This is a genomic window from Bacillus sp. FSL K6-3154 (genome assembly GCF_040869395.1).
Classification (GTDB): domain Bacteria; phylum Bacillota; class Bacilli; order Bacillales; family Bacillaceae; genus Bacillus; species Bacillus safensis.
In genome coordinates this window covers 845,113-865,217 of sequence record NZ_CP152033.1, presented here as the reverse complement: position 1 = coordinate 865,217, position 20,105 = coordinate 845,113, and the positions used below count along the sequence as shown (strand labels likewise).

The 20,105-nt window shown below is 41.4% G+C and carries 21 protein-coding genes and 1 pseudogene; 14 read left to right on the top strand and 8 right to left on the bottom strand.

The genetic code is table 11. The annotated features are described in order from the left end of the window. The first annotated feature begins 72 nt into the window (after positions 1–72). On the top strand, positions 73–2,043 hold the full coding sequence (locus tag MHH61_RS04745; RefSeq protein WP_125586153.1) for a S9 family peptidase: 1,971 nt from the start codon (positions 73–75) through the stop codon (positions 2,041–2,043). Positions 2,044–2,258: 215 nt separating this feature from the next. Here MHH61_RS04745 and MHH61_RS04740 read toward each other — a convergent pair. Then, positions 2,259–2,558, bottom strand: a pseudogene (locus tag MHH61_RS04740) (NifU family protein). Between the two features lie 121 nt (positions 2,559–2,679). Between MHH61_RS04740 and MHH61_RS04735 the strand changes: the two are divergent. Together MHH61_RS04735 and MHH61_RS04730 are read left to right on the top strand one after the other, a co-directional pair. Then, positions 2,680–3,009 (top strand): YuzD family protein, encoded by a 330-nt coding sequence (locus MHH61_RS04735; RefSeq protein WP_024423358.1) that lies wholly within the window; start codon positions 2,680–2,682, stop codon positions 3,007–3,009. A gap of 101 nt (positions 3,010–3,110) precedes the next feature. Further along, on the top strand, positions 3,111–3,341 hold the full coding sequence (locus MHH61_RS04730) for a hypothetical protein (protein WP_024423357.1): 231 nt from the start codon (positions 3,111–3,113) through the stop codon (positions 3,339–3,341). 50 nt (positions 3,342–3,391) lie between these two features. Here the strand turns inward: MHH61_RS04730 and MHH61_RS04725 are convergent, their stop codons facing one another. Next, positions 3,392–4,459, bottom strand: coding sequence for an NAD(P)/FAD-dependent oxidoreductase (locus tag MHH61_RS04725; protein WP_024423356.1), 1,068 nt, complete (start codon positions 4,457–4,459; stop codon positions 3,392–3,394). Positions 4,460–4,714: 255 nt separating this feature from the next. Between MHH61_RS04725 and MHH61_RS04720 the strand changes: the two genes are divergently transcribed. The 3 genes from MHH61_RS04720 (at position 4,715) to MHH61_RS04710 (ending at position 6,512) form a co-directional block, all read left to right on the top strand. Next, positions 4,715–4,951, top strand: a complete 237-nt coding sequence (locus MHH61_RS04720; RefSeq protein WP_008346813.1) for a YuzB family protein — start codon at positions 4,715–4,717, stop codon at positions 4,949–4,951. Positions 4,952–5,221: 270 nt separating this feature from the next. Beyond that, positions 5,222–6,076, top strand: a complete 855-nt coding sequence (dapF, locus tag MHH61_RS04715; RefSeq protein WP_024425968.1) for a diaminopimelate epimerase — start codon at positions 5,222–5,224, stop codon at positions 6,074–6,076. A 73-nt stretch (positions 6,077–6,149) separates the two neighbouring features. After that, a complete protein-coding gene (locus MHH61_RS04710; protein ID WP_024425967.1) occupies positions 6,150–6,512 on the top strand; it encodes an iron-sulfur cluster assembly accessory protein in 363 nt (120 codons plus the stop codon). A 297-nt stretch (positions 6,513–6,809) separates the two neighbouring features. Here the strand turns inward: MHH61_RS04710 and MHH61_RS04705 are convergent, their stop codons facing one another. Beyond that, positions 6,810–7,577, bottom strand: coding sequence for a MerR family transcriptional regulator (locus MHH61_RS04705; protein ID WP_169510658.1), 768 nt, complete (start codon positions 7,575–7,577; stop codon positions 6,810–6,812). A 239-nt stretch (positions 7,578–7,816) separates the two neighbouring features. On the opposite strand from MHH61_RS04705, the gene MHH61_RS04700 reads away from it, so the two are divergent. Then, positions 7,817–8,023, top strand: a complete 207-nt coding sequence (locus MHH61_RS04700; RefSeq protein ID WP_024425965.1) for a hypothetical protein — start codon at positions 7,817–7,819, stop codon at positions 8,021–8,023. Positions 8,024–8,069: 46 nt separating this feature from the next. On the opposite strand, the gene yumC is transcribed toward MHH61_RS04700, so the two are convergent. Beyond that, a complete protein-coding gene (gene yumC / locus MHH61_RS04695) occupies positions 8,070–9,068 on the bottom strand; it encodes a ferredoxin--NADP reductase 2 (RefSeq protein ID WP_024425964.1) in 999 nt (332 codons plus the stop codon). Between the two features lie 391 nt (positions 9,069–9,459). On the opposite strand from yumC, the gene MHH61_RS04690 reads away from it, so the two are divergent. From MHH61_RS04690 to MHH61_RS04675, 4 genes are all read left to right on the top strand, one after another. Then, complete coding sequence (locus MHH61_RS04690) at positions 9,460–10,677, top strand: NAD(P)/FAD-dependent oxidoreductase (RefSeq protein ID WP_024423350.1); 1,218 nt, start codon at positions 9,460–9,462, stop codon at positions 10,675–10,677. A 136-nt stretch (positions 10,678–10,813) separates the two neighbouring features. After that, positions 10,814–10,939, top strand: coding sequence for a YuiA family protein (locus MHH61_RS04685; protein WP_157834354.1), 126 nt, complete (start codon positions 10,814–10,816; stop codon positions 10,937–10,939). 81 nt (positions 10,940–11,020) lie between these two features. Further along, positions 11,021–11,341 carry a YuiB family protein gene (locus tag MHH61_RS04680; RefSeq protein ID WP_024423349.1) on the top strand — a complete coding sequence of 107 codons (321 nt, stop codon included), beginning with the start codon at positions 11,021–11,023 and terminating at the stop codon, positions 11,339–11,341. A 99-nt stretch (positions 11,342–11,440) separates the two neighbouring features. After that, complete coding sequence (locus tag MHH61_RS04675) at positions 11,441–12,085, top strand: 3D domain-containing protein (protein WP_024423348.1); 645 nt, start codon at positions 11,441–11,443, stop codon at positions 12,083–12,085. A gap of 40 nt (positions 12,086–12,125) precedes the next feature. Here the strand turns inward: MHH61_RS04675 and MHH61_RS04670 are convergent, their stop codons facing one another. Continuing rightward, the gene (locus MHH61_RS04670; RefSeq protein ID WP_024423347.1) at positions 12,126–12,602 is read right to left on the bottom strand and encodes a divergent PAP2 family protein; all 477 of its coding nucleotides are present in this window, start codon (positions 12,600–12,602) and stop codon (positions 12,126–12,128) included. Positions 12,603–12,926: 324 nt separating this feature from the next. Here MHH61_RS04670 and MHH61_RS04665 point away from each other — a divergent pair, with 324 nt between their 5' ends. From MHH61_RS04665 to MHH61_RS04655, 3 genes are all read left to right on the top strand, one after another. Next, entirely contained in the window at positions 12,927–14,417 is a 1,491-nt protein-coding gene (locus tag MHH61_RS04665) for a leucyl aminopeptidase (protein WP_024423346.1), read from the top strand. Positions 14,418–14,557: 140 nt separating this feature from the next. After that, the gene (locus MHH61_RS04660) at positions 14,558–15,886 is read left to right on the top strand and encodes a Na+/H+ antiporter family protein (RefSeq protein ID WP_125586155.1); all 1,329 of its coding nucleotides are present in this window, start codon (positions 14,558–14,560) and stop codon (positions 15,884–15,886) included. Between the two features lie 160 nt (positions 15,887–16,046). Continuing rightward, a complete protein-coding gene (locus MHH61_RS04655) occupies positions 16,047–16,823 on the top strand; it encodes a sporulation protein (protein ID WP_125586158.1) in 777 nt (258 codons plus the stop codon). Between the two features lie 38 nt (positions 16,824–16,861). Here the strand turns inward: MHH61_RS04655 and MHH61_RS04650 are convergent, their stop codons facing one another. The 3 genes from MHH61_RS04650 to MHH61_RS04640 all read right to left on the bottom strand — a co-directional run bounded on the left by MHH61_RS04650 (position 16,862) and on the right by MHH61_RS04640 (position 20,052). Further along, positions 16,862–17,458 (bottom strand): biotin transporter BioY, encoded by a 597-nt coding sequence (locus MHH61_RS04650; RefSeq protein ID WP_034282595.1) that lies wholly within the window; start codon positions 17,456–17,458, stop codon positions 16,862–16,864. A gap of 117 nt (positions 17,459–17,575) precedes the next feature. Next, on the bottom strand, positions 17,576–18,712 hold the full coding sequence (gene ald, locus MHH61_RS04645) for an alanine dehydrogenase (protein ID WP_125586160.1): 1,137 nt from the start codon (positions 18,710–18,712) through the stop codon (positions 17,576–17,578). 110 nt (positions 18,713–18,822) lie between these two features. Further along, entirely contained in the window at positions 18,823–20,052 is a 1,230-nt protein-coding gene (locus MHH61_RS04640; protein ID WP_039181162.1) for a CdaR family transcriptional regulator, read from the bottom strand. Positions 20,053–20,105 lie beyond the last annotated feature (53 nt).

The window sequence follows — 20,105 nt, the reverse complement described above, 5'->3', positions numbered from 1 at the left end:
TATGGGAAGAAGCAGGGATTATTATTTAGAGGATCGAACTATTTTTTAAGCATAAAAGGGGGAGATACGTTCATGAAGAAATTGATGACGGCAGAAGATTTAACGAAGATTGTTTCTGTTTCCCATCCGGTTTATTCACCAGATGGAAAAAAGGCAGTCTTTACAAAAGTCACTGTGAATGAGAAAAAAGACGATTACAACATCCACTTATGGGTTCGAGATGAAGAGACAGAGGAGCTGGCCCAATGGACATTTGAGGATGGAAAGCATCATCATCCAGTTTGGTCAAAAGACGGCAGGCAGCTTGCTTTTATTTTACAAAAGCCAAAGGAAGTCCCTCAGCTGGCGCTCATGAAGAGCGAAGGAGGCGGCGTGCGAACCTTAACGACGATTCCTTACGGAGTATCTCATCCTGTCTTTTCTCCAGATGGTGCTTTTCTTTATGCGGCTGTGTCATTGAAACAATCAGAATCTGTTCATGATGAAAAAAAGGAAGAGCAAGATGACTTTGCTCCAGCGGTATATGATGATTTGACCTATAAAGCAGATGGAAGAGGCTTTTTAGATGGGCGTGTCACGCAGATCGTGAAGGTAGATATCGATTCAGGAGAGATAGAGCCTGTCACGAGCGAGCAGGTTCATCATATGAATCATACGATTTCTCCTTGCGGCAAATGGCTTGCCTTTATTCAATTAAATCCACAGATACCTTACATAAGTGACGTGTGTCTTCTGTCATTAGAAGATGGTCAGACAAAAAAGATCACACAAGCAAACGGCGCTTATTCCACCGTATCTTTTTCTCCAAATGGAGAGAGTATTTTGTATATTGGACATGAGCGCGAATTTCAAAATGCTACCTTCCCATCAATATGGCTGTATGATCTGAAGGAAGAAAAGACGGTTCAACTGTCAGAAATGCTCGATATGTATGTTGGGAACTGTATGGCAGGAGATAGCGTGATGGGAGAGGTCTATCAGCTTCCGCAGTGGACAAAGGACAGCCAAGGGTTTTATGCGCTTGTTTCTGATCAAGGCAGTACAGGGATTTATTATTTCTCTATTGAAGGTTTAGCCTATCCTGTTCGACTAGAGGCGGAACATATCACCAATTTCAGCCTTCATCCAAATGAATCCAAATTGCTGCTCAGCCGGCTTTCACCTGTCTCTCCAAGTGAGCTGTATGAGATGACATTAGGGGAGACAGAACTAAAGCAAATCACATTCGAGCATCATGATTTTCTAAAGGAGCATATCGTATCGGAACCTGAACCATTTTCTTTTCAGTCAAAAGATGGAGACGAGGTGCATGGCTGGTTTATGAAGCCTTCCAAGAGGGAAGAGGGAAAGAAATATCCGCTCATTCTAGAGGTTCATGGCGGACCGCATGCGATGTATGGTCATACGTATTTTCATGAATTTCAAATGCTCGCTTCTGAAGGCTACGCCATCGTGTATATCAACCCGCATGGCAGTCATGGGTATGGACAGATGTTTACTGACCGTGTGAGAGGAAACTATGGTGACGTTGATTATGACGATGTCATGCAGGCTGTTGATCATGTGCTCAAAGCCTATGATTTCCTTGATGAAACAAGGCTTGGCGTGACAGGCGGCAGCTATGGCGGTTTTATGACCAACTGGATTGTTGGTCAAACCGACCGCTTCCGTGCAGCTGTCACACAGCGTTCCATTTCAAACTGGATTAGCTTTTATGGCATCAGTGATATCGGTTATTTCTTTACAAGGTGGCAGATTGATGGGGATATTTATGATTCTGTCGATAAGCTATGGGATCGTTCGCCACTAAAATATGTGAAGCAGGTGAACACGCCGCTCCTCATCTTGCACAGTGATGAAGATTATCGCTGCCCAGTTGATCAAGCAGAGCAGCTTTTTGTGGCATTGAAGGAGCTTGGGAAAGACACAAGATTGGTCAAATTCCCGAAGGCATCTCATGATTTATCCAGAAGCGGCCACCCGGGGCAGCGTATTCAAAGACTGACTTTTATAAAGGAATGGTTTAGAGAAAAGCTAGCCTAATAAAAAACGACCCTTCAGCGTGCTGACAAACCCTCGCATTCGGGTCAGTCCTGCGTGCTGGTGCTCACGAATAGAAAATTCGCTCCGCGCCAGTACTCGTCCTTCCTAGATTTCAAGGGTTTTCATATCACGCTGAAAAGAAGACAAAGGGCTAAAGCCTTTGTCAATCATGAAAAAAACGACCCTAATTGGGTCGTTTTCATGTCATATATGAATTAGAAAACCTGTTCAACTTCTACAACGCCAGGCACTTCTTCTAATAATGCGCGCTCAATACCGGCTTTCAATGTAATGGTTGAACTTGGGCAGCTGCCGCATGCACCAAGAAGACGTAATTTCACAATGCCATCTTCAATGTCTACAAGCTCACAGTCTCCACCATCACGTAATAGAAATGGACGAAGTTTGTCCAGTACTTCCTGTACTTGGTCTTTCATTTCGACTTCAGTCATTAGATATAATCGCTCCTTTCACAACATATCACCATTATATTCATCTGGACGATAAAAATCTATTGATTGGTTTCAAAGTTTCCTTCTCATTATAGCACAATCTCATCTTGAAACAAAAAGTGATTTTGACTTTTTTCATCCAGAAAATTCAGCTAAAATGAAGAAAGAATAGGGGGCTTGTCAAATGAACAAAACCGTCGATCTTTATGTATATGGAAGAGATGTCTTGTGTGCTAGCTGCGTGAATCTGCCTTCTTCAAAAGATACGTTTGAATGGTTAGATGCAGCATTAAAACGAAAATATCCGAATCAGCCTTTTCGCATCACATATATTGATATTGAACACCCTCCAGAAAATGAACAGCAAAAGGAATTGTCTGAACGAATTCTTGATGATGAATTCTTTTATCCGCTTGTCTTAGTAGAGGATCAAATTGTTGGAGAGGGCAATCCGAAATTAAAAGACATTTATCAAGAAATGGAGAAATACGGGTACAGGGAGAGCAGTGAATAAGCTGTTCTTTTTTTGAGAAATACAAACGAACAAGTGTTCCTTTTTTAGGTTGAAAAAGAACGTTTGTTCGTTTATAATGAAATGAAAGGAGCGTGAGCATCATGAATTATTTACTGAAACAATCTCTTCATCAGCAAACACCGATTGAGATGATTTATATGAAGAAAAATGGAGAGTGCACGAAGAGAAAAATCATTGTCCACCGTGAGACGGATCAGTTTATCCAAGCGTATTGTTTATCGAAGAAAACGATGAGAACCTTTCGTAAAGACTGCATTCTTGCCCTTGCTCCGATCAAATGGACCAACTCATCGGCACATGCCGTTTCATAGAAAAAAGCTCCCTCGTCACGAAGGAGCTTTGAGAAAAAATTCACATAATTTTAGCCGTTGTGATGCTTATACATCCAAAGCAGTCCAGATTTCAGAAGTCTTGGCACTCTGCCAACAAGTGGACGATCTGCCACTAAGCCAAATCCGGCTTTTTTCCCTAATGAACCTAAAACACCTTTTAGCTTAAACTGTGGATAAGCCTCAGGAAGCGGCTCATTTTTCCAGCGTTTTTGCAGAGATTGGACAATTTGTTCTGCCTGCGCCTCAGCAAGCTGTGCACTTGGGGCATGCGGCAGACTTGCGCAGTCACCTACGACATATACATGCTCATCCCCTGGGAGATTGTGATGAGGAGTTAATACGACACGGCCTTGTGCGTCTTTTTCAACATCCATCTCTCGTACCACTTTGCTTGGCTGTATTCCTGCTGTCCACACGATGACATCAGCTTCAATCGCGTCATCATGGTTATAAACAAGACCTTCTTCAACCTTTGTAATATTGGCACAGTTAATAATCTTTACGTCATTTTCTTCAAACCACTTTTGCACATACAAACTTAATCTTTTTGGGAAGCTTGATAGAATCAGCTCTCCGCGGTCAAAAAGAATAATGTTTAAATCAGCACGGCTTTCTCTTAATTCACTGGCCAGCTCTACCCCGCTAAGTCCAGCACCGACGATGCCAACCGTTGCACCTGCGCTCAAATTGTTTAATTTGTTATACGCATGTCTTGACTGATCAATGGTTTGAATGCTGTATGTATGTTCTTTCGCACCAGGGACATTATGATACTTGTCCTCACAGCCGAGTCCAATCACCGTATCATCATACGGAATCGGTTCACGGTCGCTGAATAAGATCTGTTTGTTTTCAATATCAATTTTTTCTACTTCCCCGTATTGAATATCCAGCTTCGGATGCTCTGGAAAAGATACTCGAATGTGATGATCAGAGATCGTTCCAGCAGCAAGTGCATAATATTCTGTTTTTAAACAGTGGTAAGGATTTCGATCAATTAATGTGATAGTGACATCATCAGGTAATTGATTTGGCAATAAGCGGTGGAGAACCCGCATATTCCCGTAACCTCCGCCGATCAAGACTAAATTTTTCATGACGATTCTCCTTTTCCCCGTAGACATTGAAAAACACTTATACTAAAAAACTTTAAGTTAAAATACCAAATAAAATTATATCGAATTTACTGTGAAACCACAATAATTGTTTCAAAATAACCTACATATTCATCAGTTAGTCCTAAATAGTAAAACATTTTACGAGGAATAGGCGTAACGATACAGATGAAGCTCATATTTTGACTAATACAAGGAATTTCGGTAGGATGGTAAGGCAATGTGAGGTGAAGCACAGTGTTTCCACTGATCGAATTTTGTGTAAGTAATCTTGCACAAGGGTCTCAAGAAGCAAAAGAGAAGCTTGAAAAAGACCCAAACCTAGACGTAATGGAATACGGCTGTTTAAGCTATTGCGGCAAATGTATGGACTCCCCATTTGCACTTGTGAATGGAGAATTTGTTTCAGGAGAAAATGCAGAGCAGCTAGTCGAGCGTATTTATGCTTTTATAGAGGAAAACGACATGTTTTAAATGCACCACATGGGTCATGAGGTGCATTTTTTTCGCATTTTCAGCTTCCATTTTTAAGGAGAATCAATAGAAAGCGCATCCAATATGTTATGCTAATAAAATATCATCAATATGAAATATCACACGAGAGAAAAAGAGGCATATGCATAATAAAAGCCCTTTGCCATGGCAGCAAAGAGCTTCTATGTATGAAAAACGGGGGATGATAAGATTGTCTCCTGAATCGACTCCTTTTATACTATAAAGAAACAACATTTTTGGAGGAAGCTCATGACATCATTTCAATTCACGAAAATGCACGGATTAGGAAATAATTATATTTACGTCAATCAGATGAAGGAACAGCTTCCAGAAGAGCAGCTATCAGAGATAGCGATCCGCGTTTCTTCTGTTTATACAGGAATCGGTTCTGACGGGATGATCCTTATTTGCCCATCAGATGTTGCACCTGTGAAGATGCGCATTTTCAACAATGATGGTTCAGAGGGCAAAAACTGCGGTAACGGGCTGCGCTGCGTTGCAAAGTATGTGTATGAGCATCAAATTGTGACGGACACAACGTTCCAGATTGAGACATTGTCAGGACTTGTTGAAGCGACTGTTCACGCTCAGGATGGTCAAGTTCAGTTAGTTACAGTAGATATGGGAAAACCACGTTTTGAAAAAAAAGCGATGCCAATGCTTGGAGAACCGGCTAGCACAACGATTAATGAGGCACTTGATTTTGGCACTACGAAATTAAATGGAACGGCCGTTTCAATGGGAAACCCGCACATCGTTTTTTATTTAGAGGACATTGAAAAAGCGCCGCTTCATACACTTGGGCCGATCATCGAAAAACACGACATGTTCCCTGAAGGCGTCAATGTAGAATTTGTTGAAGTTGTCAGTGAAACAGAACTTCATTTTCGAGTGTGGGAAAGAGGTTCAGGAATTACCCAGGCTTGCGGAACTGGGGCCTGTGCTGCGGCTGTATCCACAATTGTGAATGGTCAGGCAAAAAAAGAAACAGACATGACCGTTCATTTAGCAGGCGGAGACCTCATCATTCGTTGGAAAGACAATGACCACGTGCTCATGACAGGACCTGCTGAAACGATTTGTGACGGCACATTTTATCTCTAAACCATTTATTTGAGAAAAGGCATCATCACGTTTATAATTGAAAAGAAACATCCAGTCAAAAGGAGGGATGATCATGAGTACACCAGTAACCATTACAGAAGCTGCTGCACTGCAGATTAAAGATATGATGAAAGAGCATGAAGAAGAAAATGCGTTCCTTCGAGTGGGCGTAAAAGGCGGCGGCTGCAGCGGTCTCTCATACGGCATGGGCTTTGACCATGAAGTCTCAGAGAAAGACACGCAGTTCAAGCAGCACGGCATCAATGTCCTTGTCGATTCCGAAAGCCTTGACATCATGAACGGAACCATCATTGATTTCAAACAATCACTAATGGGTGGCGGTTTCACGATTGACAATCCGAACGCTATCGCGTCATGCGGGTGCGGTTCTTCTTTCAGAACAGCAACGAATACCGGTACGCCGGAAGAGTGTTAAGGGTTAAAACGATTCATTCTGTAAAACCATTTGTATAATGAAGACCTCCTCATATTAATCATTTTCTTGAGGAGGTTTTTTGTGTTGTTTTTAAAGATGCAAAAAAAGGACATGACTTCAATCACTCAGCACGTCCTCTTTATAAAGATATTTAATTAGAAAAAAGCTCGCAGTTTCTTAGTATTTCCTCTGTTCATCTTCCACATCTTTTCAAAAGGTTTCATCATGGTGTGTCGGAAAAAATGTTTTTTGTTGTGTTTCGTTGAGAATAACGTTTCGTATTAATCGATTGTATTCTCAATCATCATTTTCAAAGCTGTTCCCTCTTTTATGAAGAGTAGTAAAGACTTTCATCGCTTCGCTCATAAATGATGCCAAGCCCTCACCATAACGATCTATATTCTTTGTGAAACGTTCATCTTGAATATAGAGTTGGCCTAAACCGTAAAAAGCATCAAGAGAGTAATAACGAAAGTTTTCGTTTAAAAAGTCGTACCATTGTTTGATGACGATTTGCACCTCTTTGGATTTAGGGGATTGGCTGCGAAGAGAGGCTAGTTTATTCAATATGCTATCCCAGCTATCAGATAATTCAATTTGTTCATCTTTAGACAAATGATTTAGTTTTGAGCTGACTTCATCAACAGCTTGATTTCCCCAACGGTGACGAGCTTCTTCTTCATATTGGCTAAAATTCATATTCATATTCTCAAACCTTTCTTTATAGGTGTATTGAGTTTCTCCCGTTAAATGCTGTAGCGTCTTATCAATATTTCCGATCATTTTATCGAGATTATTTCGTTTCTCTACTAACATTTTTCTTTGTAGCATAAATGCTTCTTTCTTATTAAATGAAGGATTGTGCATCATCTTTTGGATTTCCTTCAATGGAAATCCAAGTTCCCTGAAAAATAATATTTGCTGCAATGTTTCAAGGTTTTCTTCTGAATAGAGCCGATAACGATTATCTGTGACTTCACTTGGGGTCAATAAACCAATCTTGTCGTAATGATGAAGTGTACGAATGCTAATACCAAATAATTTAGCCACTTCTTTTACTTTCATTTCAATTCACCTCTCTTGATATCCACTATAAAATATGACGTTGCGTTAGGGTCAATCATCTTTTTAAAAATTTATATCATTGTTGATCTTGTTTGAAGCAGCGAATTCAAGGAGCTATGTTTTTTTTCGCAAATCGCTCAATTTTGTTACAGCTGACTCGAACAACTGGCTATTTCCACTCGAAAAGAGTATCATGAGAACCAAACATAAACTGTAGTGAGAAAAGAGGTTGCTGAGGTTTGAGTGAACAAATCAATTGCAGGAACTGTCATGAACTGATTCCGTATCGTTCCAAAACGTGTCCATCTTGCGGGATTGAGAAGCCGCTTCCGAAAAAGGAACGTGTGAAGGATCGGGTGATTTTGGTTGTGGCAGGGATTGTTGTGGTGCTGCTTGCTGCAATGGTACTTGGAATGGCAAATGCCTATATTGGGATTTTTAAATAAACGAAAAAGGAGTTCCGCGAGTGGGAACTCCTTTTTTGATCCGATCTTATTTGTTTTCAAATAAGCTTGTGGAATGGAGAGGCTGTACACGGGCTTTCGGGTCCATGTAAGCTTTCGCATTGTTGACAGCAGTTGGTGCTTCACCAAATCCGCTTGCAATCAATTTGACTTTTCCTTCATACGTACAGATGTCTCCTGCCGCATAGAAGCCTTCAATGTTTGTTTCCATTGTAGATTTCACCACGATGGAGTTCTTTTCGATTTCAAGGCCCCATTGTTTGATTGGTCCAAGGGAGGAAACAAAACCGAAGTTGACGATCACGTCGTCCACATCAAGCACTTGTTTTTTGTCGCCTTTGACTTCTTCGAGCACGATTTGTTCAATGCGGTCTTCACCAATGAGCTCAGTTGGTACATATGGTGTTAGTACATTGACTTTCGAGTTGTGCAGGTTTTCTACACTGTGCTCATGTGCGCGGAATTTATCGCGGCGGTGAATAATGGATACTTCTTTTGCGATTGGTTCAAGCATAAGTGCCCAGTCCACCGCAGAGTCTCCGCCCCCAAGAACGGCAACACGTCTGCCGGCAAATTGGTTCAAGTCATTAATGAAGTAATGCAGGTTGCTTCCTTCAAATGATTCTGCTGAATCAAGTTCAAGCTTTCTCGGTTGGAATGCACCGTTACCAGCTGTGATGATAATTGTTTTAGAATAATGAATCTCTTGATTTGTCACAAGTTTAAAGATCCCATCTGCCTGCTTTTCAACCGTTTCAACTGCCTGCTCTAAGCAAATGGTTTGATCAAATTTATCCATTTGTTCCTTTAAGTTATCAACTAATTCTTGTGCGCGGATTTTTGGAAATCCAGCCACATCATAAATATATTTTTCAGGGTAAAGAGCGGATAGTTGACCGCCGAGCTGAGGAAGGCTTTCAATGATTTTCACACTTGCCTGTCTCATGCCTCCGTAAAACGCAGTAAACAATCCAACTGGGCCGCCCCCGATAACGGTAATGTCATATACCTTAGAATCTTCTTGCATTCCTTTAATCCTCCCAAATGAAAATTGTTATCACTATATCATATCATACCACATATCGTCGTTTGACTTGTTTTGAAAAACTTGTCGTTTTTTGATGCCGAAGCTTTGGAAAGGAGGAAAAAGTGAGAAAGACCGTTTATCATAAGGATTTTCAGTTTAAAGCCTTGAAAATTGGAGCAGAACTCGCTATTATTGTTAAGGGAACTAAATATTAATTTTTTATGAATTTTTGTCGGATACGGTCAAATGCTTTCGTTTTATGTAGGTGAAAGTTCAGATTTTCACATACTTATTTTTTTGTTTAAATTTCATAAAATGCCGCAAAGCGGTTGAGAATAACGATATGTAATTCTTTATCCGTTTTACAGCAAATTTAAAAAAGGTGGATGTGATTCCAGTGAATAAACCGAAAATCGTTGTATTAGGTGCAGGTTATGGCGGATTAATGACTGTAACAAGATTAACAAAACAGCTTGGCACAAATGATGCGGACATTACTCTTGTGAACAAGCATAATTATCATTACGAAACAACATGGCTTCATGAAGCAAGTGCAGGTACTCTTCATCATGACCGCTGTCGTTATCAAATCAAAGATGTGATTAACAGTTCCCGTGTCAACTTTGTACAAGCAACAGTTGAAAGCATTGATAAGGAAGCGAAGAAAGTTGTGACATCAGATGGCGAACTTTCTTATGACTACCTTGTTGTTGCACTTGGTGCTGTTCCTGAAACATTTGGTATTGCAGGACTGAAAGAATACGCATTCTCAATCTCTAACATCAACTCTGCTCGTCAGCTTCGTGAGCACATTGAGCTTCAATTTGCGACGTATAATACGGATGCTGAAAAACGTCCAGAGCGTTTGACAATCGTTGTCGGCGGCGCAGGATTCACAGGTATTGAGTTCCTTGGTGAGCTTGGAAACCGTGTGCCTGAGCTTTGCAAAGAGTATGACATTGATCAAAAAGACGTGCGTATCATCTGTGTAGAAGCTGCGCCAACAGCTCTTCCTGGATTCGATCCAGAATTGATCGACTATGCGATGAACTACCTTCAAGGTAAAGGTGTTGAGTTCAAAATCGGTACAGCGATCAAAGAATGTACGCCTGAGGGGATCATTGTTGGAAAAGACGATGATACAGAAGAAATCAAAGCTGCGACTGTTGTTTGGGCAGCAGGTGTACGCGGTAACCCAATCGTTGAAGAAGCTGGTTTTGAAAACATGCGCGGCCGCGTAAAAGTTTCTCCAGATCTTCGTGTACCAGAAAATGATGATGTCTTCATCATTGGTGACTGTTCATTGATTATCAATGAAGAAATCAACCGTCCATACCCACCAACTGCACAAATCGCTATGCAGCAAGGTGAAACAGTAGCGAAAAACCTTGCAGCACTAGTAAAAGGCGGTTCTCTTGAAAGCTTTAAGCCAGACATCAAAGGAACAGTTGCTTCTCTTGGTGAACACGACGCTGTAGGTGTTGCGTTTGGTAAAAAACTTCAAGGAACAAAAGCTTCTGCAATGAAGAAAATCATCGACAACCGTTCTTTATTCATGGTTGGCGGACCAGGACTTGTTCTGAAAAAAGGAAAATTCAAGTTCTTCTAAACCATCATAGACAAAAACGTGTATCCTCGTGATACACGTTTTTTTTATAAGTTGTGGTATATTTTCTCACTTGGTCATTGACGGCGAAATATGTTATGATGAATTATCAGAAAATTTAGATTAAGGAGTGAGCAATATGAATGCACAAACAAAGGAAAAAACATCAATCTGTCAATATTGTTCAGGAAAAGGGTATTTTCAGCTATTGCTCGGCGGATCTGAAACGTGTGAGGAATGTAAAGGGACAGGAAAGAAGCGTTAATCGATCTGCTTTTTCCATTGATTGACTTCATCTCTATTTCCAAGTTAAACTAATGATGGGATATTTGGGGGTGGAGATGAAGTGATCAGTTTACCAGTCGTTATCATTTCAGTTATTTTATTTTTCGTGTTATTCTTCGGCATTGGCTTTTTGCTCAATATGCTACTGAGAATGTCATGGATTATGGCTATTTTATATCCAATTGTATGCCTTTTCATTATTAACAATCAAAAGATGATCGCTTATGTAAGAGAGCCTGGCACTGCTTTTTCAGGAATAGGAGACCGGATCGTCTCACTCGCTGCGGCAGATATCATCATCTTATTAAGCGGCCTGATCGGTGCAATCACATCAGGTTTTGTCATTAATGCACTTCGAAAAAGAGGGTATCAAATGTTTTAACTCACTTGTGGACACGCAAGTGGGTTTTTTTGTTTCTTCTTTGCATAGTTTCCATTTTGTTTGGAAACAAATAGATGGGTAGAGGAGTGACAAATAGAGATGAAAACATGGATGAAACGATTGTTCATGACCGCCTTATTCATGCTTGCACTTTTGACAAGCTTTACGGGCATATCTGGAGTTGAACCAAGTGATTTAGCTGTATGGGTGAAAAAAACCGATGCGGGCAAGCAAGTATCTTCTTTTTTTCAGCAGCAAAAAAGGGAAACGATCGCACTCAAAAGTGAAGATTCGCGGGCTGTTTCTCTCGAAGAAGCGTTTAATTGGAACGATTACCCGAAGCAGAAAGTTGTTGCAACCGGCTATACAGCAGGTGTGGAATCAACAGGCAAAACGAAGGAACATCATGCATATGGCATTACATATTCAGGCGTCAAAGTGAAACGTGATTTATACTCAACAGTGGCAGCCGACCCATCTGTTTTTCCGATTGGAACGGTGCTGTTTATCCCAAACTATGGCTACGGTGTGGTTGCAGATACCGGGAAAGCCATTAAAGGTCATAAGCTTGATTTATACTATGAAACCGTTGATGATGTGTATAGAGAATGGGGTAAAAAAGTGCTCGATGTGTATATCATCAAAAAGGGTGAAGGGACGTTAACGGAAAAAGACTTAAATCAGCTTAATGAAGCAGAATCGATGCAAGTATTCCGTCAGCAGTTTCAAGCCAATAAAGAATAAAAAAGCTTTGGGCCGTTTAAGGTCCAAAGCTTTTTCGCTTCTACATGAAGTAATAATCTAAGATGAGTGTCAGCAAGATCCCTGTTAAGCCGCCGAAGAAGACTTCAATCGGCTTATGACCAAGAAGCTCTTTTAATTTCTTTTGCTTTTCTTTTTCTTCCGCATTCGGGAAATTCTTTGCTTCGGAAACAAATCGGTTAAAATCTGTTACGAGCTTGTTGAGAACAGTCGCCTGTTCTCCTGCCTGTCTGCGAACGCCTGTCGCATCAAACATTGTAATAATGGCAAAGATGGCGGAAATGGCAAAGATAGATGTATCTAGCCCGTGCTCTAAAGCCACTGCTGTTGAGAGTGCTGTTACTGCTGCGGAGTGTGAACTTGGCATTCCGCCTGTGCTTGTAATGAGCGACCAATCTAGTCGTCTAGAAATGATAAATTGAATCGGTACTTTTACAAATTGAGCAAAAAAGATGGCTGCAAGGCTGGCAAGCAGCGGAAAATTCGTCAGTACGCTCATGAACAAGAAACATCCTCTCTTTAAGAAAAAATATCGTGCGAAATGATGGACTAAAAATCCTAGTATGATGAAAAAATGATAGCAGTAAAAAATGCTGCCAAGTCCATGTTCATTATAACATTAAAGAAAGTAGATGTGGAACGAGGAGAACAAGGACAGGCTGCACAGGTTTTCGCTGCTTTTTCATGATGCCCTTCCGCGTGTGAAAATATAAATGTTCATCAAGTAAAGACAGACTGGCAATGATCGTATAGGCACGCAAATTTTGATATAATAGAAGTTCCAATGTGAAAAATGGAGTTCATTAAGGAGCGTGTGATAAATATGTTTTTCTCGACAAATGAATTGCAGCATAAAGATACACTGGCGATCGGACTTTTTCAAAAGAGCCAATTATCAGGAAAAGCAAAAGAAATGGATGAATTACTTGAAGGAAGAATCACTGAATTATTAAAAGAAGGCGACATTTCATCCAAACGAAATCAGCTTTCGAAGTTTTTCCCATCCCCTGAAACAGGCATCAAACGCATTTATTTTGTCGGGCTTGGGAAGGAATCAGATTACACGTTTGAAGAGGCAAAAGAAGTGTTTGCCCATTTATTCAAAAAGCTTCATCAAGATAAAAAGCAAGCGGTTTCTGTCTTGCTGGATACGTTTATTGGAAAGGATCTGCCTGCTCAAGATGCAGCCCATGCCCTTTCTGAAAGCTGCCTTTTAGCTACATATGAATTACAGGATTTTAAACATAAAACAAATGAACCGGATCGTTTTATCGAGTTTGTTTATGCAACGACAGAGCATGATCAAGCTGAAATTCAGGCGAGTTTGAAAGTCGGCGAAGTGTACGGACAGTCAGTCAATTCGGCCCGTACCCTTGTGAATATGCCGCCGAACATGCTCACATCCTCTGATCTGGCTTCGTATGCGGCAGAGCTTGCATATAAATATGAATTTGAGATTGAAATTTTAGATAAAGAACAAATGGAAGAGCTCGGAATGGGCGGTATTTTAGCCGTCAATAGAGGCTCAACAGAACCGCCAAAACTCATCGTATTGAAATATCAAGGCAAGGAAGAATGGACAGACGTCATCGGCCTTGTCGGTAAAGGCATCACGTATGATACCGGGGGCTATTCTTTAAAGCCAAGAGCGAGTATGGTTGGCATGAAAACAGATATGGGCGGCTCAGCCTCTGTTCTAGGCGCAATGGAAATCATCGGCGAACTTCGCCCAGAGCAAAATGTCATTGCGGTCATCGCCTCAACCGATAATATGATCTCGGCAGACGCTATGAAGCCGGACGACGTGATTGTGTCACTAAGCGGTAAAACAATCGAAGTGCTCAATACGGATGCAGAAGGCCGTCTTGTTTTAGCAGATGGGGTGACATATGCGAAGCAGCATGGTGCCTCTGTCCTTGTAGATGTGGCCACATTAACAGGCGGTGTCATTGTGGCGCTTGGAAATGAGACAACAGGCGCGATGACCAATAACGATGAGCTGTACGCTCAGTTTAAAGAAGCATCAGAAGAATGCGGTGAAATGATCTGGCAGCTGCCAATCACGGAAAAAGATAAGAAACGAGTACGAAACAGCAAAATGGCGGATCTCAATAACTCACCAGGCCGTGATGGTCATGCGATCATGGCAGGTGCTTTCATTGGCGAATTCGCAGAGGAGACGCCTTGGGTTCACTTAGATATTGCAGGAACTGCAACAACAGAAAAACCTTCATGCTTTGGACCAACAGGGGCAACAGGTGTGATGGTGAGATCACTCGCAACATTTGTGGAACGATTTGAAGGAACAAAATAAAGGAGAAGGCACTGCCAAGTGGCAGAGCTTTTTTATGTAGGACATACGCCATTTGACGAAGTTTTTTTTCTATGGTAACATACGTTGGTACTTTAATTATCTACTACATTAGTAAACTAAAGGATTTCGGAGGTTTCACCATGAATGCAGTTGTTTTAGCGGTTGTTTTAATGTTGATATTAAGCTTGCTGCGGGTCAATGTCGTGATTGCGCTGGCAATAGGCGCTTTAGCTGGCGGACTTGCAGGTGGATTAGGCTTGGGAGGAACAGTGGACGCCTTTACGGACGGACTCGGAGGAAATGCAACAGTGGCGATTAGTTATGCGTTATTAGGAGCATTTGCTGCGGCACTGACGAAAACAGGTCTGCCAGATGCCATGGTTGAAGGAGCAGTAAAGCTTCTAGGAAAAGAAGGCGATTCAAGACGGAAAACACTATCAAAAGTGCTCATCGTTCTTGTCATTTTGATCGTGTCTTGTTTTTCACAGAACGTCGTTCCTGTTCATATTGCCTTTATCCCAGTCCTCATTCCGCCGTTATTAAAGGTGTTTAACGAGCTTCAGATTGACCGCAGACTGCTAGCGTGTGTCATTACCTTCGGACTCACTGCACCATATATATTACTTCCAGTCGGTTTTGGACAGATTTTCCACGGAATGCTTCGTGACAATATGAAGGAAGCGGGTCTGACCGTAGACCTTGCAGATATTCCGTATGCGATGCTGATTCCTGTAGCAGGCATGGTTCTTGGCTTGATTGTTTCCATTTTTGTATATCGAAAGCCGAAGGTATATGAGAATCGTGAAATTACAGACGTAGAGAAATCGGCTTATACGAAAAAAAGCTTATTCTTTGCCGGTCTTGCTATTCTCGTTTCGTTGATTGTCCAGCTTTATCTATCACAAAGCCTTGGTGTGGAAGGAATGATCTTCGGTGCACTCGCAGGACTGCTTGTCTTGTTTGTGACTGGAATGATGAAACGGGATGAAGCAGATGAACTGATTACATCTGGAATGAATATGATGGCATTTATCGGTTTTGTCATGCTTGTTGCGGCTGGGTTTGCCAACGTTTTAACAAAAACAGGAGACATTGAATCTCTTGTCAAAGCATCTTCCCAATTTATCGGAAACAGCCAGAGTCTTGCGGCGATTTTAATGCTGCTCGTTGGTCTGCTTGTGACAATGGGAATCGGATCATCATTTGCAACGATTCCGATTATTACAACCATCTTTGTTCCACTTTGCTTACACTTAGGTTTTAGTCCAATGGCTACCATTGCCATTATTGGCTCTGCTGCGGCTGTTGGAGATGCAGGTTCACCTGCAAGTGACAGTACGCTTGGACCAACATCTGGATTGAATATGGATGGACAGCATCACCACATTTGGGGAACTTGTGTCCCGACTTTTATCTATTATAATATTCCGCTTGTTCTGTTCGGCTGGCTGGCGGCGATTATTCTGTAAGATGAAAAGCTTGTAGAGAAAACAATGATGTTTTTTCTATAAGCTTTTTTTGTTGTTCGCAGATGAAAAAATAATTAGGACAAAAGTATGAATTAAATGAATCTTTCTTTCTCTATCTTACGTATATATGCTGATAAAAATGAAAAGGGGAAGATGGGACATGTCATTTTTTAAAAAGCTAGCGGCAAGTGCAGGAATTGGTGCGGCAAAAGTAGATACCATTTTAGAGAAAAACGCTTATTATCCAGGACAAGAAGTAACGGGAACTGTCCATGTAAAGGGCGGAAAAATTGCTCAGGAAATCCGCCATATCAATGTTAAAATTGAAACACAGTATGTGATTGTAAAAGATGATGAAGAGCGTAGAAAATATGCAAACATCCATTCTGTACTGGTGGCGGATTCTTTTACCATCCAGCCTGGAGAAAAGCATGAATTTCCGTTTTCTTTTATTCTTCCTATCGATACCCCGATGACGATCGGAAAAGTTGAAATTGCAGTGGAGACAGACCTTGATATCCAAGGCGGAATCGATAAATCTGACTATGACCGCATTTTCGTTGAAGCACACCCTTGGGTGAGAAATGTACTGGAGGCCACTAGAAATCTAGGCTTCCACCTGAACGAAGCAGACTGTGAGCAAGCACCTTACTTCCAGCGGCGCCTGCCATTCGTCCAAGAATTCGAGTTCATTCCGACATCAGACTACTATCGCTATATGCTTGATGAGTTAGAGCTGATTTTTCTGATAGATGAAGGCGGATTAGACATTGTTTTCGAAGTCGACCGTAGAGCAAGAGGCCTGAGAGGCTGGCTTGAGGAGATGTATAATGATGGGGAACAGCTTGTGCGCTACCGCTTCAGTCCATCAGATCTTGAAAATGTAGAAGTGCTTGAAGGAATGCTGGAAGAAATCATAGATCAATACGCTGAGTAATGATGAAAAAGAGCCTGAATGAAGACAGGCTCTTTTTTCTATGATACAGCTTCTTGTTTTCGAAAGGATGTGGCTTTGGATACAGAGCGATAAATTTTAGGTGCCAGCATCGCAAGTAATATAGTCAATGCGTAGTCTTTTACCATAAACCAGATCATAAAGAACCATGTGGTTTGATAGGAAATCGGTGCATTGAGCCATACATTTAATGCGAGGTATGTATAGGTCGTTCCAATCACATACATCACGGTCGTACCAGCAATGGCTGCAAGCAAAAAGCGGCCAAAGCCAGGGTTTTTTCTTTTTTCTAGAATGAATCCGGCAAGCCAGGCAGCAGGGATGTACGATAATACAAAGCCACCGCTTTTGCCTAAAATGACCCCAAAGCCCGCAGAGAACTGGGCGAATACAGGTGCACCAGCAATTCCAACCAAGGCATAGACAATCATAGCTAATGCCCCAAGCCGTCTGCCGAGTAAGAGACCGGCAAGCACACAAAAAAACGGCTGCATCGTAAGTGGAATTCCGCCAACCTGTAAAAACGGCACAATGGATGTAATATTGGCCCCGATAGCCATGAGTGCAGCAAACATTCCGACTAGCACAAAGTCAGCAGTTCGTGTCTTCTTTTGCATGATGTTTCCCCCTGTCTTATCTGTACAAATAGATTAAGGGGAAGAAGAAATTTTGTCAACTTGTTTTTATTTTAAGTTAACAATATAAACCCGCCCATCAAGAGAGCGGGTAGTTGATTAAGCTTCAGTCATAAAAGTGGCATCGATGGCTTTGCTGACAGGTACGTAATCATAGCCGAGATCACGAGCGACCGCTTCGTACGTGATATGTCCGTTCATGACATTGACACCTTCTGCGATGGCATTGTTTTCTCTAATGGCTTTTGCAACGCCTTTATTCGCAATTTGCAGTGCATATGGAACAGTGACATTCGTTAACGCAACAGTTGATGTCCGCGGAACCGCACCTGGCATGTTGGCGACAGCATAATGCAATATGCCGTGTTTTTCATAAGTAGGCTGGTCATGGGTTGTGATATGATTAATGGTTTCGACAATGCCGCCTTGATCAATCGCTACATCTACGATGACAGAACCAGGCTTCATTTGTTTCACCATTTCTTCTGTCACAAGCGTCGGTGCTTTGGCACCAGGAATCAGCACAGCACAGATGAGAAGATCTGCTTCACTGACTGAATCTGCAATGTTGACAGGATTGGACATTAACGTTTTCATTTGATGGCCAAATTGGTCGTCCAGCTGACGCAGGCGTTCTGCGTTTACATCAATCAGGGTGACATCTGCGCCAAGTCCAATTGCCATTTTCGCTGCGTTTGTTCCAACAACCCCGCCGCCAATAATGGTGACCTTTCCTCTTGATACCCCTGGTACACCTGCAAGTAAAATACCCTTTCCACCTTTTGGCTTTTCTAAAAATTGTGCACCAATTTGAGCGGCCATTCTGCCTGCTACTTCAGACATAGGTGTGAGAAGAGGGAGTGATTTTCCGTCCGTTACGGTTTCATAAGCAATGGCTGTAACGCCTTTTTGTTTTAATGCTTCAGCCAAGGAGGGCTCTGCGGCTAGATGCAGGTACGTAAATAAGATGAGTCCTTCTCTGAAATAAGGATATTCCTCAGGTAATGGTTCTTTTACTTTCATGATCATATCAGAAGATGCCCATACATCTTTCGCTTGATCAAGAATCTCTGCACCAACAGATACATAATCGTCATCAGTGAATCCGCTTCCAAAACCAGCGTTTGTTTCAATCAAAATCTGATGTCCAGCTGAAAGCAATTGAGAAGCTGCTCCTGGTGTTAAAGCCACTCGGTTTTCATTGTTCTTAATTTCTTTCGGAATGCCGATGATCATGTTTATTCCTCCTATGCTTATCTATTCATATTGTATGTCTAGTGTATCCTGAAAGTTTAGAAAATTCTTCGGTTGAAATAAAAAATAAAAAAACGCCTCTTTGTGAAATTTCACAAATGGACGTTTTTTAGCTTCATATCAAGGTATATGGTCATTTTCTCATTCATGTTTTTTAAATCAATTTCTGCGATGTCTGTAATCCGTTTTAATCGATAATTTAAGGTATTGATGTGGATATTTAATTGCTTTGCGGCAATATTGGCATTGCTGTCACAGTCAATAAACCGTTCAAGTGTTTCGACAAGGTTGGAATGATGCCTCAGGTCGTAATCCTCCAGCTTCGATAAAGAGTAACTGGAGTAAGAAGAGCCCTTTCGCTTCTCAGCAAGCACATCAAGATATTGATAAATGCCTAGTTCAGAAAAGCTGTTTAAACGTTCTGTTTCAACTGGAAAGCGTTCTTTCGTTTTTAATACAGCCAGTGCTTCTTTATAGGAAGGCTGAATTTGAGAGATGTTATCGTAAATTCCTCCAATTGCTGCCTGAACATGCTGAATATGATACCGGTCCGCAAGTTGCTGCAGCATGCCGCTTGTGAATTGTTTAATATCTTGAAGCGGATGTTCTGTTTTTGGTGAGACAAGAATAATGAATTCGTGAAAATCAACAGTCGTTAACAGTACCTGGACTTGCTGTGTTGTTTCAAGCAGATAGGACAGCTTTTTTTCTGTCTCCTCTGTGAGTTCGTCACGAAGACGGAAGATGATGATGGCATATGTGTCTGGACATCTGATGCCAAGTCTTAAAAATAGGTCAAGCATCTCATCCTTTTCATGAATATGACCTGTGAGCATCTTCCAGAAAAGCTCCTGATTGCGTTCCTCTGTTTTCGTTTTTCGAATTTGTAAATTGAGTAATTTGTTTTTCACGGCATGTGCTGCCATTTTGAGAAGGTCCATTTCTTCTTCTGAAAATGGCTGCGTAGATTCAATCGCCCAAATAAATCCGAGCACTTCTTTGTCCTTCCAGATGGAAATGGCGACCCTGCTAGATAAACCGACCTCTGCAATTTGAGGGACACGAAGCGGTTCGTCTGTTTTAAGGAGTGTAGGAATGATGCCGTCCTTCCAAAGCCGATTGATGACTTTTTCCGGTACCCGGCGGGAGATAATGGTTGAAGTTCTGGCGGGATCAGTAAAATCATTGTGTGTGCTATATGCCAATAATCGATGATGAGTATCTTCTATAGTAATAGGGCAATTGAGCACATCACTTATTTGGTCTGCCACATCCTCTAAACGATCAAGACTATACTTAAACGGATCTGTCTTTTTTGTCATAAAAAACCCCTGCTTTTTCGAATATTTCACGTACTTACATTATGAAGAGAATG

Bases quoted from the DNA above. Each gene is read 5' to 3' on its own strand.
- MHH61_RS04685 (WP_157834354.1), top strand. From the start codon at position 10,814: ATGAATGCACAAACAAAGGAAAAAACATCAATCTGTCAATATTGTTCA.
- MHH61_RS04675 (WP_024423348.1), top strand. From the start codon at position 11,441: ATGAAAACATGGATGAAACGATTGTTCATGACCGCCTTATTCATGCTT.
- MHH61_RS04640 (WP_039181162.1), bottom strand. From the start codon at position 20,052: ATGACAAAAAAGACAGATCCGTTTAAGTATAGTCTTGATCGTTTAGAG.
- yumC (WP_024425964.1), bottom strand. From the start codon at position 9,068: ATGCAAGAAGATTCTAAGGTATATGACATTACCGTTATCGGGGGCGGC.
- MHH61_RS04705 (WP_169510658.1), bottom strand. From the start codon at position 7,577: ATGAAAGTAAAAGAAGTGGCTAAATTATTTGGTATTAGCATTCGTACA.
- MHH61_RS04735 (WP_024423358.1), top strand. From the start codon at position 2,680: ATGAACAAAACCGTCGATCTTTATGTATATGGAAGAGATGTCTTGTGT.
- MHH61_RS04670 (WP_024423347.1), bottom strand. From the start codon at position 12,602: ATGAGCGTACTGACGAATTTTCCGCTGCTTGCCAGCCTTGCAGCCATC.
- MHH61_RS04655 (WP_125586158.1), top strand. From the start codon at position 16,047: ATGTCATTTTTTAAAAAGCTAGCGGCAAGTGCAGGAATTGGTGCGGCA.
- dapF (WP_024425968.1), top strand. From the start codon at position 5,222: ATGACATCATTTCAATTCACGAAAATGCACGGATTAGGAAATAATTAT.
- MHH61_RS04745 (WP_125586153.1), top strand. From the start codon at position 73: ATGAAGAAATTGATGACGGCAGAAGATTTAACGAAGATTGTTTCTGTT.
- MHH61_RS04660 (WP_125586155.1), top strand. From the start codon at position 14,558: ATGAATGCAGTTGTTTTAGCGGTTGTTTTAATGTTGATATTAAGCTTG.
- ald (WP_125586160.1), bottom strand. From the start codon at position 18,712: ATGATCATCGGCATTCCGAAAGAAATTAAGAACAATGAAAACCGAGTG.
- MHH61_RS04730 (WP_024423357.1), top strand. From the start codon at position 3,111: ATGAATTATTTACTGAAACAATCTCTTCATCAGCAAACACCGATTGAG.
- MHH61_RS04725 (WP_024423356.1), bottom strand. From the start codon at position 4,459: ATGAAAAATTTAGTCTTGATCGGCGGAGGTTACGGGAATATGCGGGTT.
- MHH61_RS04665 (WP_024423346.1), top strand. From the start codon at position 12,927: ATGTTTTTCTCGACAAATGAATTGCAGCATAAAGATACACTGGCGATC.
- MHH61_RS04650 (WP_034282595.1), bottom strand. From the start codon at position 17,458: ATGCAAAAGAAGACACGAACTGCTGACTTTGTGCTAGTCGGAATGTTT.
- MHH61_RS04710 (WP_024425967.1), top strand. From the start codon at position 6,150: ATGAGTACACCAGTAACCATTACAGAAGCTGCTGCACTGCAGATTAAA.